10 protein-coding genes and 2 pseudogenes are annotated in these 17,085 nt (G+C 69.8%); 6 read left to right on the plus strand and 6 right to left on the minus strand.

The genetic code is table 11. The annotated features are described in order from the left end of the window. The first annotated feature begins 276 nt into the window (after window positions 1-276). Entirely contained in the window at window positions 277-846 is a 570-nt protein-coding gene (locus A6A06_RS42050; protein ID WP_199931140.1) for an HNH endonuclease, read from the plus strand. A 987-nt stretch (window positions 847-1,833) separates the two neighbouring features. Here A6A06_RS42050 and A6A06_RS25580 read toward each other — a convergent pair. Both A6A06_RS25580 and A6A06_RS43775 read right to left on the minus strand, forming a co-directional pair. Further along, a pseudogene (locus tag A6A06_RS25580) lies at window positions 1,834-2,645 on the minus strand (tyrosine-type recombinase/integrase). A gap of 513 nt (window positions 2,646-3,158) precedes the next feature. Further along, window positions 3,159-3,512 (minus strand): annotated as a pseudogene (locus A6A06_RS43775) (DUF6602 domain-containing protein); the annotation flags it as partial. A gap of 558 nt (window positions 3,513-4,070) precedes the next feature. Between A6A06_RS43775 and A6A06_RS25585 the strand changes: the two are divergent. Next, window positions 4,071-7,634 carry an NACHT domain-containing protein gene (locus A6A06_RS25585; protein WP_242440935.1) on the plus strand — a complete coding sequence of 1,188 codons (3,564 nt, stop codon included), beginning with the start codon at window positions 4,071-4,073 and terminating at the stop codon, window positions 7,632-7,634. A gap of 152 nt (window positions 7,635-7,786) precedes the next feature. Here A6A06_RS25585 and A6A06_RS25590 read toward each other — a convergent pair whose 3' ends face one another. After that, complete coding sequence (locus A6A06_RS25590) at window positions 7,787-9,406, minus strand: carboxylesterase/lipase family protein (protein WP_073763701.1); 1,620 nt, start codon at window positions 9,404-9,406, stop codon at window positions 7,787-7,789. A 212-nt stretch (window positions 9,407-9,618) separates the two neighbouring features. Between A6A06_RS25590 and A6A06_RS25595 the strand changes: the two genes are divergently transcribed. Continuing rightward, window positions 9,619-10,020 (plus strand): J-domain-containing protein, encoded by a 402-nt coding sequence (locus tag A6A06_RS25595; RefSeq protein ID WP_073763703.1) that lies wholly within the window; start codon window positions 9,619-9,621, stop codon window positions 10,018-10,020. Window positions 10,021-10,099: 79 nt separating this feature from the next. Here the strand turns inward: A6A06_RS25595 and A6A06_RS25600 are convergent, their stop codons facing one another. Both A6A06_RS25600 and A6A06_RS25605 read right to left on the minus strand, forming a co-directional pair. Beyond that, window positions 10,100-10,771: a LysE family translocator gene (locus A6A06_RS25600; protein WP_073763704.1), complete on the minus strand. Its 672-nt coding sequence runs from the start codon at window positions 10,769-10,771 to the stop codon at window positions 10,100-10,102. A 144-nt stretch (window positions 10,772-10,915) separates the two neighbouring features. Continuing rightward, window positions 10,916-11,323, minus strand: coding sequence for a hypothetical protein (locus A6A06_RS25605; protein WP_073764605.1), 408 nt, complete (start codon window positions 11,321-11,323; stop codon window positions 10,916-10,918). Window positions 11,324-11,587: 264 nt separating this feature from the next. On the opposite strand from A6A06_RS25605, the gene A6A06_RS25610 reads away from it, so the two are divergent. The 3 genes from A6A06_RS25610 to A6A06_RS25620 all read left to right on the plus strand — a co-directional run bounded on the left by A6A06_RS25610 (window position 11,588) and on the right by A6A06_RS25620 (window position 15,221). After that, window positions 11,588-12,034, plus strand: coding sequence for an RrF2 family transcriptional regulator (locus tag A6A06_RS25610; protein ID WP_073763706.1), 447 nt, complete (start codon window positions 11,588-11,590; stop codon window positions 12,032-12,034). A gap of 169 nt (window positions 12,035-12,203) precedes the next feature. Then, entirely contained in the window at window positions 12,204-13,433 is a 1,230-nt protein-coding gene (locus tag A6A06_RS25615) for a globin domain-containing protein (protein ID WP_073763708.1), read from the plus strand. A 150-nt stretch (window positions 13,434-13,583) separates the two neighbouring features. Next, window positions 13,584-15,221 carry an alpha/beta fold hydrolase gene (locus tag A6A06_RS25620; RefSeq protein ID WP_073763710.1) on the plus strand — a complete coding sequence of 546 codons (1,638 nt, stop codon included), beginning with the start codon at window positions 13,584-13,586 and terminating at the stop codon, window positions 15,219-15,221. 36 nt (window positions 15,222-15,257) lie between these two features. Here the strand turns inward: A6A06_RS25620 and A6A06_RS25625 are convergent, their stop codons facing one another. Continuing rightward, window positions 15,258-16,952, minus strand: coding sequence for an ABC transporter family substrate-binding protein (locus tag A6A06_RS25625; RefSeq protein WP_073763712.1), 1,695 nt, complete (start codon window positions 16,950-16,952; stop codon window positions 15,258-15,260). Window positions 16,953-17,085 lie beyond the last annotated feature (133 nt).

Raw genomic sequence — 17,085 nt, forward strand, 5'->3', positions numbered from 1 at the left:
AAGTCCGAGGCGGTCCAAGCTCTGGCGAGTCTCCGTCTAGTGCTTGCGGGACCCTACGCTCGAGCCACGCTCGCAGTAGCTGCCGAATGCCTCGATTGCCGTACTGGCACAACCGTCAAGATCTCCGACATCACGCGTGGACAGCGCCTCATCGGATGCCGCAGCTGCGCAAGGGACTCCGCTGCCAATACGACTACCTACTGCGCCGCCGGCTGCGGCCGTTCGTTCGGACAGCCGGTCGCCGGGGCACGGCGAAAGTGGTGCAGCCAGGCATGCATGGAGTACTTCAAGCAGCACGGGAAGCCCTATCCGAAGCATGTGGAAACCCGTCGCTGCAAGGACTGCGAAGCAGACATCACAGCCAAACAACTGTTGGCAGTCCGCTGTGACGCCTGCCTCCCGGCCTGGAAGAACGAAGCTCGCCGCCAACGCTGGGCAGCGTGTCCGGAACTACGCCGCCGCCAGCAGGCAGACGCGGCAAACCGGCGCCGGGCCCGGATCCGGGGCAATGGCCGCGAGCGATACGAGCGACTCGACGTGTTCGAACGCGACCGTTGGCGATGCCGACTCTGCTTCTACCCAGTGGACCAGGCAGCACAGTGGCCGGACCCTCTGTCCGCCGCCATCGACCACGTCGTACCGATCGCTGCTGGCGGACCCGATACCTCCGCCAATGTGCAGCTGGCCCATCAGGGCTGCAACTGGCGCAAGTCGAGCAAAGACTCGATCGGAATCGGCCCAGAAGAGTTCATCCACCCGGCCGTGGCTGCCCGATTCCTCGGCGAGGGGGCCCCGCCCGATTACGCTGATCCGTCCGTGCCCCATCCGTGCCCTTCGGAGCGGTGAACAGCGGTCATCACAGGTGCGAGCGGAACCTCTCGACAGGTCCGGCGGAGGGGGTTGTCCGCAGATCAGAGGTCATATTGGCGGCCAGAGCGGCGGTGCTTCCCAAGCTCAGAGCGCGGGGTTGAACCGCGTCCCGCAGCCCGTGACTGGTTGCACCCCACTTCTTACCGGAAACCCAGCGGAGAACCGCAGGCTCAGCCCCTGGACGCGTACGTCAATTCACCAGACCGGGATTAAGAGCGGATGCGATGGTGGTCGGACGTCAACGGTCCTCATGTCGCAGGACGTAGATGACGAGCTGCACATCCGGCTCGGGAAGGACGACAACCCTTGGCTGCCCAACGCTGCGAACGCTGTGACCTCATTATCGGGGCGGGATGCGCCTGCCCGCCCGACGGCTCTGTCCCTCGCATCGCGCATGAGCGTATATCACCACGGACCCTCCGACCTGGGCAGCCGCCCAGCGCCATCATTGTGTCGCCTGCTGGGAACGCCCATCTTCCCGGCTGCTTCCACCTTTCCGACAGCGAGATCTCCTCCCCGAAGTTCGGCTGGCTAGCCGGCCCCGATCCCGATACCTGGTCTCGTATATCGGAGTCCGAGCCGTTGCGGGCCACACACGGCAACACCGACCGAGTGGCCACCCGCCGCTGCCAAACCTGTGACGCCCACTCATAGACCACCGCGCGTCACATGCCTGGTCAGCCGTCTGTCATGCGTGAGCGATGCGTGAGCGATGCGTGAGCGATGCGTGAGCGGACGGCGGAACACGAGGTGCCGGACGTCGGACTCAGCATCAGGCCGGGTGGTGCTGACCTGCAAGAACAGCACCACCCGGCAGATACGAACACCCTCGATCATGCATTCGACCCCACTCCTAAAGCGGGTGTCGCAGGTTCGAATCCTGCCGGGGGCACCAACGCGAAGGCCCCGGAGCGATCAAGCTCCGGGGCCTTTGACATCCACTTCTGACATCAACTCCCATGGTCACTGACGACCGGGGCGCCTCCTGAGCAGCCGGTCCATGTGGCTCATCGCCTCGCGCTGGGTGTCCTGCACGACGTGCGTGTAGACGTCCATGGTGATGCTGATCCGAGAGTGGCCAAGGATCTCCATCACCACACGGGGCGCGACTCCGGCCGCCGTGAGGAGGGTGGCCGTGCCATGCCTGGCATCGTGCGGCCGGATGACTCGGAGGCCGGCGCTTTCAGCGACGCGAGTGAAGGACCGGTAGAGGTTCCGCGGCTCGACCAGACGCCCGGTCCGAGTCGTGAATACGTAGTCCGACTCCTGCCACCTCTCCCCCGCCTTGCCCCGGACGGCCGCCTGCTTCAGCCGGTGCCAACACAGAGGCGCAATGCACAGGCCGGGCAGCGGGACGGCGCGGCGACGGCGGCTCTTCGGATCGTCGTCGTAATAGAACGCCAAACGTCGGAGACACAGAGCGGTTCGAGCCGCTTCGCGCCGAGCAGGGACACCAGATAGAGCCGGACGTGCGCCTCGTAGTTGTCGTACGTACTGAGCTTCCGCCGAGGCTTGATGACGTTGTCCAGCCAGTACGGCAGCCACTCGGAGAGCTTGGCCGACCGCGTGGGAATGGGCACGCCCTGGTCCATCTCGTCGAGCAGAGTTCGGCGCTTGGTGTCGCACCCGGCCCAGGTCTTGCCATAGGCTAACTTGCGGGCCCGTGTCCCGTCCGTCTGGAGGACGTAGACCGCGCACTGAAAGCGGCCGTCCTTTCGCTTGGCGACGCAAGACCTCGCGAACCTGACCGAGAAGCCGGCCCTCCCCACTTCCATCTCAAGATCCTCCCCCCACAATTTCCGACCGAAGCCATACATTTCGTCCAGCCGCGTCCAAATGAACTCCAGTAGCAGCTTCAGTGGATTTTCCGGTGTCGGGAAATAAAACGGCCACCATCCATCGACCAGAGGTGTCATGTATGGTCGCCCATTGGCCTTCACGAGGGAATAATTACCCGATATGATCAACTGAGGAAAACTTGTCGGGCCGAACCCATTCTTCCCGACGTTCTGCTCAAGGTAATCGACCATTGACGATCGGAACGCCCGCTCACTTTTGAATCCGTGCATTCCAAGAATGACTCGAATCGCAGACATTTGCTCTAGGAGAAGTGCGCGAAATACAGCCTCCTCCTCGTACGGGAGGTCGGCGATACCTTCCAATTCCGAAACAGCCCTTCCCGTCATCTCGGCAAACGTTCGAGCCGACGGAGCCATGCTGCGATCGGGGTCGTCCAGTTCCTCGTCTCCACTTTGATAATAAGAGTGCTCGATTGCACTGACGGTCTTGAGCTGAGCGAACGCATCACGAAGCTCGGCCGAGTGGAGATTTTTCTTGACTTCGACGACGGCAATGACATCTTTGACATGCCATACGTACGAGTCGGTGTACGGCAGGTTCTCCCCCTCTCCCCGCACCACCATACAGTCAAGTTGACCGGATAGACATCCTCGACCATCGCGAGCAAATCCGGATACCACCCGCAGCCCCAAGCCAACCGGAAGGGCGCGATTCAATATCTCGGAAGACAGTCCCTCATACATGTCTCCAATGGTCGGAGCATGTTTTACGGGAGCATTATCGAGTTTAGGTAACTCATCTCGGAGAATTCCTGAAAGAAGGTCGGCAACCGTGCGAATCACAAGACCTCACCCACAACTTGACCTGCTTCGTACACCATCGGAACCTGCCTAGGCGCTTGTGCACCCGCAGCACCGATCCCAGTGCTGGCCTCTCGCACGCGCACACCGAGGCATCAGACACATGCCCAGTTCAGCAATGTCGCGTCTAAACGCACGGCGACGGCATCACTTCAACCACCCTTCGTAGTGTCGCTTCCTGCTCGACACGATCAGGCTCTATGGGTCTCGCACGTGAAATCCGTACAACTCGATGACCTCCGCGTCGACACCATCCGGCTGCGGACGGCCTTACGCCGAGTGCCCAACTCGGCCCTCTATCCAGACTCGCGTCATCAGCCTCGTTCCTCCGCACCGAGGGCCGGACGGCATTCCTGCCCGGATGGGCGACGTGATCGCGCCCGGACCTTCACCGGGCGGAGACCACGAGGGCTCAGGCGCACGAAGGCGAACCCGTCCTTGTCTCGCCCCCGCTTCTCGATGTGACGTCTTACCATGGGCGGTGCTCCGCCGGAGGTCCGGAGCAAGCTGTGTGGGTCGGGCGGGCGGAGTGCGGTCGTTGTGAGCAGGGCAGGGCAGGCTGGGGAAGTCGGCAGTGTCTTCCGGTGCGAACTGGCCGCGCACTTGGCAGTGCACGGGCTCCGTGGCCGCCCGGTGTCGGGACTGGACGTACCCGCAGGGGCGTGGCCCGTCCGGCTGGACTTCGAGACCAGCGACCCGACGGACGACATCCGTGTCACCTTTTCCGATGGGCGCCTCGCCTACGTGTCCGCGAAGCGGAAGATCGACCGAGGGCGTCCGCTCGAAGAGACGCTGGCGGGGTGGGTGGAACAGGTTCCGACGCTCGGTCCGGACGATCTTCTGGTCATCGCCGGCGAGGAACTCGTCGGGCCGGTAAAGAACCTCGACCGGGCTCTGCGACGCCACCGTGCGGGCCTGGGCATGGAGACTGGTGACGAGACCAGGGCCCTCGCCCTCCTCACCGACCGGCTTCCGTCGCGGGTCCGTGGGCTCGTCCTCGACCGGGCACGTGTCCTCCATCTACCCGCCTCAACCGGACCGGCACTCCACCGGGACCTTCTGGCCGCCCTGATGGATCTCGTCGTCGCGGATACGCAGGGACACCGTGCCGTGAGCACCCTGGCCGACGTCTTCCACCGGCAAGCGGGCGAGGCGCTCGGGAGTTCCGCCGAGGACTGGGTCGCCGCCCTGACCGCCTCTGGGGTGACCGTGCTCCCGGACCAAGGGGGTCCGGTGGCGATGCGTCTGGCCTCCCGTCGGAACGCCGTCGACGCGTACCGCACCCGGCTCACCGCGGAGGCCGGACGGATCGACCTCAGCCTGCTCGCCGATGACCTTCCGCCCCTCGTCGTCGACGACCTCGTCGGCGGCCTCCGGATCGAAGTGGAGGGTAAACATTCCTCCTCCTTCCTCCTCCAATACCTGAGGCGCTGGCGCCGCATGCTCATCGTGGGGCAACCGGGCTCAGGCAAGTCGGTGGCAGTACGCGAGATCGCGGCCCACTGCGCCAGCCACGCCGATGCCCCCGCCCCGGTCCCCGTGTCGCTGCCGCGTCTACTGAAGAGACAGCCGGGACGGCTGACCCTCGACAGCCTGGTCGATGACGCCGTGGCGGACACCGTGCCGGACGCGGACCGGGGACCGCTCGCCGCGTACCTCCATGAGGAGATCGGCCAAGGGCGCGTGCTCCTCCTCTGCGACGGGCTAGACGAATGCGGGGCGCGCGTGCCATGGGTCGCGCAGCAACTCAAAGAGGTTCTCGCGTCTCTGCACCCCTCCTGCGGGTTCGTGGTCACGACACGGACGAACGCACAAGGGGCCGCGGCCCGGCTCGGCCTGCCCCGGGTCGAACTCGCGGCCCCACAGGATCTCAACGCAACGGTCGACAGCATCCTCGTCGCCTGTGCCGAAGCACGGGTTCCCGGGCCGGACCGAGCGGCCTTCCTGGCAACGCGACGCGCCTGGATCAAGGATGCGAAGAAGGCGCACTCGCATCTGCTCGCGGTGCCGCTGCTCGCCGCTCTGCTCGCCCTCGTCTGCGCGAACGCGCCGGACGCCGCCCTCCCCAGAGGGCGTGCGGCGTTGTTGCACCGCGCGGTGGAACAGTCCGTGCACCGGTGGGAGCGGCTACGGGGGACACTCGACCCGGCCCGACCCTGGGCACCCGCCCTGACGACGGGCATGCTTCTCGACGGGTTCGTCACGCTCGGACGGCTCCTCGCCGGCGAGGCGACCCCTCCAGCGGGACGCGCCCTCGAGTCACTGAACAGCATGCTGAGGGACCCGCTGCGATGGGCCATGCCGCCCGCCGCAGCCGGCGAGTTGGCGGAGCACGTTCTCCGGTTCTGGGACGAGCACGTCGCCGTGTTCGTGGTGAACGGTGCGGGCGAACTCACCTCCCGCAGCAAGGTCTTCGCCGAGATCGCAACAGCCATGTGGGCACGGTCGTGCGGGGCCGAGGAACTGCGGGACTGGCTGCGCCACGCCCTCGTCCACACGGACTCCGACGGGGCTATCGCACTCGCCGCCGGACTCGATTCCCGTACGGCCGAGGCTCTGCTGGACGTCGGCGAGACACAGCGGGAGGCCACCCTCATGGTGGCTGACCTCGCGGCGCGCGGTGTCGTGACACTTTCCGACGGCGAACTGGGACGGGCCCTGGACCAGCTCGCAAACGGCGCTCTCGGCGCGCTCGCGGGCGAGCCGGTACTCCCGCGCGGCCCTGGCAAACCCCCGGGGTTCCTCCCCGCACTGTGGGACAAGGCGCGCGGTGCGGGGCCCTGGCCCTTCGTGGAGGCCGCGTGTCTGCTGGCCCTGCCCTCGACGTCGCGGCGTCGGCGAACGGACCTTGTGGAACTGTCCGAGCTCGATGACACCGCCGAGTCGATCGCCCGGACTCTGTGCGCGCTGACGGACGCACGCACGGACGCGTCCCCCCTGAGCAGAGCGGAGATCGACGCGCTCCGCCAGCTGCTGGCGCTTCCCCTGCCGCAGGACTCCGGCATGGTGCAGCAAGGACGAGGTAGCTGGAAGATGGTCGGTGGTGGCCGCCTCACACCGGGGCTCGAGCAGGTCGCCCTAGGCGCGGCCGAGCACCTGGGGGAGCTTCCCGACGACGCGGGTGAGTACGTGTTCGCCCTCGCGATGCACACGTCTGGGCACGTCGCCGAAAGGATCTACGCCGTACTCGCACGCGGGGGATTCGACACAAGTCGGCGTTGGGGGAACATCACCGCCAAGTTGCGAGACTGGGCGTCCGGCGCCTGGGACGACAGGGCTGCTTTCCTCTCCGACCTCGTGTCGCTGCATGGCCCGTGCCCGGAGCCTCCGGGCGGGGACTTCTGGTCGCTCACCGCCCTCGGCGACCTTCTCGCGGCGACCGGATACTCCGATTCCCCGGCGAACGAGATCGACCGCGCCTTCGCCCACGACAGCACGGCGGAGCGCCGGGCGTGGCTCGACGCGACAGCGGACGCGTACGGCATCGACAAGGCGGCCGTGGCCGCCCAGGCGCGCCACCTCCAGCAGGTCACCGCGCCCGATTCCCCGCTGGACGGATGGCTCGTCGCGGGCACACCGCCCCCGGTCAAGCCGTCGCCGCTACCCGATGTCGGACAGATCCTCACCGACGCCCAGCAGACGGCAATGCTGGCGTGCTTGGAAGCGGACTCCTCGTGGATGGCATGGTCGGCGGCGAACCTGCTGATCAACCTGGAAGGAGGTCGCGTTCCGTGGGACGGCGAGGAGTTGTTCGACAGGGACATGACCCCTTGGCCTCGCCACCGGGCGAGCCTCTTCTACGCCATCGCCGTCATGACCTCTGGCGATCGGCGCCCTTCGCTCCTGGCACGGGCCGCTTCCTCGGAATCGGCGGACCACCGATTGGCGGCGAGAATGCTGATCTCTGCCGTACCGTGTCTCGATCCCAACGGTTCGATCATGGAGGCGCTGCGCCGGGATGCCGACCTGTCGGTCCGCCCGAAGGACGCGTATCAGGCCACGCCCCTCCCAACGCACTGGAGTTGCAGACACTGCCGGACGGTCCAGGCCTTCGACATCGAGGACTGTCCGGGGTGCGACGACGGAGTGCGTCCTCGGCCCTGAGGGGAAATCAGGAGCAAATCACGCGCGACGCGTAGGGCGGAGCCGACCACCGCCGGAAATGGAGCGGGCTGTCACGCAGAGTCCACCAATCATGATCCTCACCGTCGACGCGGTGAATAAAGGTGAAGAAAGGGAGGCTTTCGCCGCACCGCTCACCCGAAATACATCACCTCAGATGCCGGCCCGCCCAGGTAGGGCCGCCAGTTGGCGAGGCCGGGGCCGTTGGGTGTGCCGGTGGTGGCGAAGGTGGTCAGGGCGCTGCCGAGCGTTTGTGCCAGGAGGTGGTCTTCTGTGGTTGTCCGGCCGAGCATCGGGCTTTCGGGGTAGGCGTCGAACGTGTTGAAGAGGAACGGCAGTTCCGCGCAGTGGGTGGCGCCCAGGGTGCCGTCGTCGCCCTCCGGAGCCCGGTCGAAGCGGTAGACGTACGCGGGGGTCCCCTGCACGGCGCGCTGCTCCGCGATGCGGATCGTCCCGTCACGGAACATCCAGCCGGTGGCCGCCTCGCTCAGGAGGCCGACGGGTGGGGCGTCCGGTCGCAGGCGTGCCAGGTCGTCGTACGCGTCCGCCGCTGCGTCACGGCCGCCGCTCCGGAAGTCGCCGCCGGACTCCTCGCGCATGACCTTGAGGACGTCGTCCCGGGTGAACCGCCGGGCCTGTTCGTCGAAGGCCAGGAACGCGGTCATCTCGTCGCGTACCGTGCCGATCAGCAGCCCGGTGCTGCCCAGATCCCCTTGTGATACGGCCTGTTGAGGAGAGACCGGCAGGGTGGCGCCGCCGAGCACGGGGTACAGGGGCGGCGCGACGCGGCCCGGCCGCGCGCGGTCCGCCGCCAGCCGGGCGTAGGCGGAGAGCAGCCGCTCCACCGGCAGGGCGCGCAACTCCCGCAGCGCCGCCGCCTCGTTGCCGGACACGGCCGCCTTGTCCGGCACTCCGGCAAGGCGCAGGAAGTCGGCCGTGTTCTGCGCCGCCGCGGCCGGGTCCTGGGGCGGCAGGCCCCACGGCCCGCTCTGCGCGACGACCCGGCGTACCAGGGTGCGGGTCTGCGGAGCGACCGCGAGGCACAGGGCCGAGTACGCGCCCGCCGACTGGCCGCCGACGGTGATACGGGCGGGGTCGCCGCCGAAGGCCGCGATGTTCCCGTGCACCCAGCGCAGCGCCGCGGCCTGGTCCTGGAGGCCGAGGTTGTGCACGCCGGCGTCGGGGAGGAAGAGGTGGCCGAGCGGACCGAGGCGGTAGTTGGCCGTGACCACGACGAGGTTGCCGAGGGCGGCGAGCCGGGCGCCGTCGTACCAGTCCCAGCCGCCGGAACCGCTGGTGAAACCGCCCCCGTGGAGCCAGAGCAGCACGGGCCGGCCGGTGCCGTCCGCCGCGTCGGCCGGGCTCCAGACGTTGAGGGTCAGGCAGCCGTCCTCGTCCCAGTCGGGGGTACGGGCCCCCATGACGCCCTCCAGGCGGGACGGGCCCTGTGGCGCGGCGGGCCCGGGGCGCGCCGCGTCCCGGACACCGGTCCAGCCCTCGTGCGGGCGCGGCGGCGAGAAGCGCAGAGCGCCGGTCGGCGAGGCCGCGTACGGAATTCCGCGGAAGGCGACCACCGGCGGGACGGCGGCCACCGGCGGCGAGCCCGCCGGGCTTCCCGCTCCGGCGCCGTGGGCGCCGTGGGCACCCTCCAGCCGCCGTCCCACGCCCGTCGCGTTCTCCGCCGGGGCGGGCACACCGCGCACGCGCCCCCGCTCCGTCTCCACCGTCCGCCACCACTCGCCGACTGCCGCCATAGGTTCCGCCCTTCCTCCGGTTCGGGCCCCCGCGCGGGTCTGTTCCACGCGACCGTCCGCTACCCGTGCTCGCGCCCGTCACACAGCGCGGTCCGGACCTCCGCCGCGCGGCTGCGCCCGGGGAATCCCGGTGTGGTACTCCTGTACAAACGGCCCCGGTGTGCCGGGGCCGAGGGTGACCGGCCGAACCCCACCTCCCAGGGAGTTCCGTGATGACCGAGCGCAAGCCCCCCGGCGTCGGCTTCGAGACCTGGACCGACCGGCAGATCCGCGAGGCCACGGAGCGCGGCGAGTTCGCCGACCTGCCCGGCTTCGGCAAGCCGCTGCCCGACCTCAACAAGCCGTACGACGACATGTGGTGGGTCAAGGAGAAGATGAGCCGGGAGAACCTCTCCTTCCTGCCGCCGACGCTCGCCCTGCGCAAGGAGGCCGAGGACGCGCTCGAAGCCGCGGCGCAGGCCCCTTCGGAGCGGGCGGTGCGGCGCATCGTCGGCGAGATCAACACGAAGATCGAGCAGGCGGTCCGCCAGCCGCCTCCCGGGCCGCCGCTCAACCTGGAGCCGTACGACGTGGAGCGCGTCGTGAGCGACTGGCGCGCCCGGCACGGGAAGTAGCGTTCCGGGGGCGGTCCGGCCGCGTACGCCTCCCGCGCTCCGGAAGGAACCCGGCCACCCGCAGCACCGGCGCGCGGCCTCACCGCTGCTCCGTGGCCAGCCACCCCGCCAGTCCCAGCATCGCCACCCCGGTCGTCGCGTCGAGGCGGCGCCGTACGCGCCGGGTGATTCCCAGGGTCTTCAGCCGGCCGCCCAGTGCGGCGTAACCGCAGGCGCAGCAGAATTCCACGGCGATGTAGGCCGCTCCCAGGGCGAGGAGCGGGACGGCGATGTGCGACGCGTCGCGGGCGAGGAACTGCGGCAGGAACACGGTGAAGAGGATGAGCGCCTTCGGGTTGGCCGCCGCGACGACGAACTCCTGCCACGCCAGCCGCCGCGCGGACACGGACGGCCGGGGCTCTCCTGCCGCTCCCCCGCCGCGGTCGTCGCGGTCACGGTCCGGCCGCTCCCGTGACGCCGTGCGGCCCGCCGTGGCCACCGTCCGCACTCCCAGCCATGCCAGGTACGCCACCCCGCCCCACTTGACGATGTTGAACGCCGGCTCGGAGGCGGTGAGCACCGCTCCCAGCCCGGCCGCCACCGCCGCCACCATCAGCGCGAACGCGCTGAACCGTCCCAGCGAGGCGCCGACGGCCGCGCGCGGGCCGTGCCGCAGCCCGTTGCGCAACGCCAGCAGTTGGTTGGCCCCGGGCGTGGCGGCCAGCAACAGAGCCGCCGGGAAGAACGCGGCCCACTCCACTTCGCTCACCATGCCCGGACGCCTACCCCGTGCGACGGGAGACGGCACCGGCGGTGAGCCGAACGCCGGACGGACCGCCGTGCCGTATCCGGTCGCGCGACGGACCACACGCGACCATCCGCGCGACCGTCCGCGCGACCGACCGCACCGCACGCCCTACGGTCGCAGCGCCTCCCGTACGCCGTGGCAGGCGTCGACCGCACGGGTCGTGGCCTGGGTGCACAGGCGGCAGTGTTCGTGGCCGCCCGCGTGTGCCCGGCACAGGTCGTTGCTGCGTTCGCAGGCGACCGCGCACGCGTCGAGCTGCGCGGCGAGCAGCCGGGTCTCGGCGCCGCCTTCCCGGAGCAGCAGCCGCAGGGTCGCCCCGACGACGTCGTGGCAGTCCAGGTCGGCGCGGACCGCTTCGCGCATCCGGTCCGCGTCGTCGGAGGCGAGCATTCCGGTCGCGCAGACGAGGACGGCCTTCTCGCAGTCGGCGAGGGCGTCGGTGGCCGGGGCCAGCACGTCGGTGCCGAGCCGGGCCTTGGTGGTGATGCTGTCGAGGAGTGTGCGGGTCGGGAGCATGGCGGCCTCCAAACGCGGTGCTCACGGGCCGGCTCCGGCACCGCATCCCGGCGGCCGGAGAGCGGCCCGTGGATGCCCTTCGGCCCGACCGTACTGCTGCCCGGTACGGCGGAACAGGCGCGCGGCCGTCCGTCTTCGCCGCGGGTGTCCGACACGCGCCCGGCCCATCCGCCCTCCGGCCCGCCCGTTTCACCCCATCCCGCCCGCCCCGTCCACACCACCCCCAAATTGGCATCGCATAATCCAATTCAGTACGGTGAGACCGTGCGACTGACGAAGAGCACCGACATCGCGCTCCGCATCGCCATGCGGCTGGCGGTCCTCGACGACCGGGGCGACGCGCCGACCACACGCGAGGTGGCGGGCGCCGTCCAGGTCCCGTACACGCACGCCGCCAAGGTGGTGAGCAGACTGCAGCACCTCGGCGTCGTGGAGGCCCGGCGGGGACGCAACGGCGGACTGTCCCTGACCCGGGCGGGGCGTACCGGCTCCCTGGGGCACCTGGTGCGCGAGCTGGAGGGCGTCGGCGACGTGGTGGGGTGCGAGGACGAGCCGCCTTGCCCGCTGCGCGCGGCCTGCCGCCTGCGCGGCGCCCTGCGCACCGCACAGGAAGCGTTCTTCGCCTCGCTGGACCCGCTGTCCGTCGAGGACCTGGTGGGCACCCCGACCGGCCCTCTGCTGCTCAGCCTGTCTCCGCGGCCGGAGGGCTGAACGGCCCTACCGCACACCCCCACCCCGGCTCGTACGCTTGCGGCGAAATACGAATCTGAGATGCAAGTTATTCGCGCCCCAGCGTCTCCACCGACCAACCAGCGCCTCCACCGACCAACCGACGAGCCGACCCGTCAACACCTTTCAAGAACGAGAACCGGAGCACCCGATGCTGTCCTCCAAGTCCGCCGAAACCGTCCGTGCTACCCTCCCCGCGGTCGGAGCGGCCATCGGTGAGATCACCCCGCTCTTCTACGAGAAGCTGTTCGCCGCCCACCCCGCGCTGCTCCGCGACCTGTTCAACCGCGGCAACCAGGCCAACGGCAGCCAGCGCCAGGCGCTCGCCGGCTCCATCGCCACCTTCGCCACGTACCTGGTGGAGCACCCGGACGAGCGTCCCGACGCGATGCTGGAGCGCATCGCGCACAAGCACGCCTCGCTCGGCGTCCTCCCCGGCCAGTACCCGGTCGTGCGCGAGCACCTGTTCGCGGCCATCGCCGAGGTGCTGGGCGATGCGGTCACCGAAGAGGTCGTGGCGGCCTGGGACGAGGTGTACTGGCTGATGGCGAACGCTCTCATCGCCATCGAGAAGCGCCTGTACGAGGCTGCGGGCACGCCGGACGGCGACGTCTGGCGGGAGTACCGCGTCACCGGGCGCTTCCAGGAGACCGAGGACGTGGCGACCTTCGTCGTACAGCCGGTGGACGGGGATCCGGTCCCGGCGTCCCGGCCCGGCCAGTATGTCTCCGTACAGGTGCGGCTCGCCGACGGTGCCCGGCAGATACGGCAGTACAGCCTGTCCGGACAGCCGGACGGCGGCCTGCAGTTCTCGGTGAAGCGCGTGGCCGGCGACGCGTCCGGGTCGCCGGCCGGCGAGGTCTCCAACCACCTGCACGCCCATGTGCACGGCGGCGACGTGCTGCGCCTCAGCGCCCCGTTCGGCGACGTGGTGCCGGAGGAGAGCGAGCGCCCGCTGCTCCTCGCCTCGGCCGGCATCGGCTGCACCCCCATGATCGGCATCCTGTCCCGGCTCGCCGCCGACGGCTCCGCCCGCCGCGTCGTCTCCGTGCACGCCGACCGCGCCCCGGCCGCCCACGCCTTCCGCGCCGAACTGCGGCAGCTCACCGAGAAGCTGGACAACGCCACCGCGGAGGTCTGGTACGAGCAGCCGGAGTCCGGCGACGCGGGCAACGACGGCGCCGCGGGCAACGGCGGCGGCGCCGTCACCCAGCACGAGGGCCGCATCGACCTGAGCCGGACCGACGCCCCGGAAGGCACCGTCGCCTATCTCTGCGGCCCGGTGCCCTTCATGAAGGCCGCCCGCGGCCAGCTCCTGGCGGCGGGCGTGGGCGCGGCGGACATCCACTACGAGGTGTTCGGGCCGGACCTGGGCCTGTGACGGGGCGCGCGCCCGGCCCACCGGCCGGGCGCGCCACCAGGCCCTCGACGACCGGACGTTACCCATCCGTAACCTACCGACGGGTTACCATCGGTAAAAGCCACATCTTACTCTCCAGTCACTTCACTGTTGAAGCACTAGGAGCAGTAGATGTCGCCTTCCCGCACCACGCTGCGCACCGCCGTCGGCACCGTCTCGGCGGCCGTGCTCGCCACCACCGTCCTCGCGGGCGCTCCGATGGCGAACTCCGCCACCGGCGCACCGCACGCCCCCGCCACGAGCACGCCCGCGGCCGGCGCCGCCCCGCGGCAGGCACTCGCGGCGAAGTTCCCGGACGTGAAGTTCGTCGACATCAAGGGCGACGGCGGCATCACCCTCAAGGCCAACGTCTTCACCCCGGGCGACGCCGCCCCCGGCCGCCGCTATCCGCTGATCGTGCTCCCCACCAGCTGGGCCATGCCGCAGATCGAGTACGTCGTGCAGGCCAAGAAGCTGGCCGACGCCGGGTACGTGGTGGTGGGCTACAACTCCCGCGGCTTCTGGCAGTCCGGCGGGCAGATCGAGACGGCCGGTCCCCCGGACATCGCCGACGCCTCCAAGGTCATCGACTGGGCACTGGCCCACACCCCGGCCGACCCGGGCAAGGTGGGCATGGGCGGGGTGTCGTACGGCGCCGGGATCAGCCTGCTGACCTCGGCCTTCGACAAGCGCGTCAAGGCGGTCGCGGCGCTGAGCGGCTGGGCCGACCTGATCGACTCGATCTACAGCGGGCGCACCCAGCACCTCCAGGCCGCGGCGGTGCTGGGCGGCGCGGGAGCGCTCACCGGCCGCCCCAGCCCGGAACTGACGGGCATCCTCAAGAACTTCCTCGGCTCGAACCTCGCCAAGGAAGGCGAAATGATCAAGTGGGGCGCGAAGCGGTCCCCGGTCACCTACCTCGACAAGATCAACGCCAACGGCGCGGCGATCATGCTGGGCAACGCCTGGGGCGACTCGCTCTTCCCGCCCAACCAGTACGCCGACTTCTACGAGAAGCTCAAGGGTCCCAAGCGGCTGGAGTTCCGGCCCGGCGACCACGGCACCGCCGAGGGCCTGGGCCTGCTCGGCCTGCCGAACGACACCTGGGACCACACCAAGAGCTGGTTCGACCACTACCTCAAGGGCGCCGACAACGGCGTCGACCGCGAGGCGCCCGTACAGCTGAAGTCCCGCTCCACCGGCGCCTACGAGGGGTACAAGAGCTGGAAGGACGTACCCTCGGCGCACCGCAGGATCGAGCTGAACGGCACCCACCGGATCAGCACCGGCTGGGACTCCGGCGCCAACGGCGGCACGATCTTCCTCAGCAGCATCCTGGACCAGTTCCTCAAGCTGCCGCCGATGGCCTCGATCCCGCTGCTGCCGCGCTCGGCCGCCGCCGTCTGGCAGTCCGAGCGGTACGCGTCCGCGCAGCACGTGCGCGGCACGGCGAAGCTGCACACCACCGTCACCAGCACCGCCACGAGCGGCACCGGCATCGCCTACCTGTACGACGTCGGGCCGCTCGGCCTCGGCAAGCTGGTCTCGCACGCGCCGTTCACGTTCCACGACAAGGCGGCGAACACGCCGTTCGGCGTGGACCTGGAGCTGTTCTCGACGGCGTACGACGTCCCGGCGGGCCACCGGCTGGCGGTGGTCGTGGACTCCGTGGACCCGCTCTACATCGAGCACAACCCGTCCGGCGCCAAGCTCACCTTCTCCTCGCCCGCCGCCGACCCGTCGTGGCTTTCGGTGCCGGTGCGCGACTGAGCGCCCACGGCCGGGGCGCTCCGGCCCGTCCGCCGGCTACTTCAGCCAGCCGATCGTCTTCGGGTCCTCGTCACCGAGGCCGGGCGCGCCGTGGTTCACCAGGCCCTTGCGGACCGCGATGAGCTGCGGGCGCTGGTAGAGCGGGATGGAGTGGCCCAGCTGCCAGATCCGGGCGTCGGCCTGGTTGTAGAGCGCGCGCTGGCGCGCCACGTCGGTGGTACGGGTCGCCTCCAGCAGGAGGCGGTCCACCTCCGGGGAGGAGACCCGGCCGTAGTTGGTGAAGGCGTTCGCGCCGTGCGGCATCCGGTAGTCGGCGTACGAGGTGGCCCGGAAGACCCGGTCGACCTGGCGGAACTGGGTCAGGTCGTAGTTGCCGCGGTGCACGTACTTGTCGAAGTAGTCGCTGCCCGGCACCTTCCGCAGCCGTACGCCGACGCCGATCTCGCCGAGCATCCGCTGCACCAGCTTGGCCTGGTCGGCCTGGAGGGCGAGCGCGTCGCCGGGCATCACGAACTCCAGGGACAGCGGCCTGCCGTCCTTGGTACGCGGCTCGCCGGCGCCGTTGTCCCGCCAGCCCGCCGCGTCCAGCAGCTTCCTGGCGCGGGCCACGTCGCGCTTGCCGAAGCCGCCGGTGTTGTCCTGGTAGCCCGCCTGGTCGGGCATGAAGAAGTGGTTGTCCAGCACCCGCGGCTCGAACGGCAGGTCCTTGCCCGCGACTTCGGCGAGCGCGGCACGGTCCACGCCGAGCGTGACGGCCTGGCGCACCGCGACGTCGGCCAGCGGGCCGCGGCCGCCGTTGAGGCTGAGGGTGACCTGGTCCCAGCGGGCGCCGACGCGGATGTCGGTGCCGCGGTCCTTCTTCAGCCGCTGGTATTTCTCGGGGTCGACGGCGCTGGTGTCGTCGATCTCCTTGTTGAGGTAAGCGTCGATGGTGGAGGTGCCGTCCAGCGCCCAGTAAATGATCTTGTCCAGCTTGGGCCTGCGCCCCCACCAGGCCGGGTCGGGAACGAGCGTGACGGTCTGCGCGGTCCGGTCGAACGCGCCGACCTTCCAGGCGTTGCCGGTCACCGGGATGCGGCCGACCCAGCCCTTCTCGAAGCTCTCCGGGGTAGCGTTCAGGGAGGCGGGCAGCAGCGGTTTGAACAGGGACTGCCAGTCCGCGTACGGGGTGGTGAAGGTGACCTGCACCTCGTGGTCGTCGGCGCCCCGCTCCACCGCGCCGATCTGCTCGTAGCCGCCGGTGGTGGCGGCGCGGTAGCGGTCGTCGGTGCCGTTCAGCGCCTTCCACTGGGCCTCGAAGTCCCGCCAGCCCAGCGGCTTGCCGTCGGACCACTTCGCCTGGGGGTTGAGCCGGTAGGACACGACCTGGGGGGTGGTCGAGACGACCTTCGCCGAGGCGAGGAAGTCGGGATCGGGCCGGGGCTCGCCCTTCGCGTCGAGGCTGAAGAGACTCGGCTCCACCATGCTGGTGATCGCGGAGGCGTCGCCCTGGGTGCCGTCGATCTGGTTGGGGTTGGACTGGGTGATCCACTGCTGGACCGAGACCCGCATGGTGCCGCCCTGTCTGAGGTCGGAGACGGGGTGCGGGGCCAGGCCCTGCGCCCCGGCCCGCGGCGCCGCGCCGGCGTGCGCGCCGTCCGCCGAGCCGCCGGGCCCGCCACAGGCGGTGACCGCCACCGCGGCCAGGACGGTCGTTACGGCCAGGGCGGCTGCCCCTCGGGCCCGGTTCATGCGCGGTTCCTCTCGCTGGTTCGCGGGCGCCGCGAGCACGGCCCCCGGAGCACCGTAAGGCGGCCGGGAACTCCTCAAAGGCGCAGCTCAGCGCATTTATTGAACTTGCAATGACAGGTTCACGCCGCCGCAT

The organism is Streptomyces sp. CB02923 (assembly GCF_001905005.1).
Taxonomy (GTDB): Bacteria; Actinomycetota; Actinomycetes; order Streptomycetales; family Streptomycetaceae; genus Streptomyces.